This is a genomic window from Achromobacter sp. GbtcB20 (assembly GCF_019091095.1).
GTDB lineage: Bacteria > Pseudomonadota > Gammaproteobacteria > Burkholderiales > Burkholderiaceae_B > Achromobacter > Achromobacter mucicolens.
Map to the genome: position 1 here is coordinate 1 of NZ_JAGXJZ010001006.1, position 228 is coordinate 228.

Genomic DNA, 228 nt, shown 5'->3' on the forward strand with positions numbered 1-228 from the left:
TCCTCGCCGCCGGAGCGCACCACCATGACGCTCGAGCGCAGCAGCTTGTGCGCGGCCTCGGCCACCGCGCGCAGCGCGACGTCGCCGACCGGATGGCCGTAGCGCTCGTTGACTTCGCGGAAGCGGTCGATGTCGAAGGCGATCAGGGCCAGCGGCAGGCGGTAGCGGCGCGCGCGCTTGATTTCCAGTTCCAGCAGGGCTTCGCCGTGGCGGCGGCTGGGCACGCCG

The 228-nt window shown here is 72.8% G+C and carries 1 protein-coding gene; it reads right to left on the reverse strand.

The window, feature by feature from the left end:
- The coding region (locus KVT32_RS32015; protein ID WP_217619629.1) for a GGDEF domain-containing protein at positions 1 to 228 on the reverse strand (228 nt) is incomplete at both ends.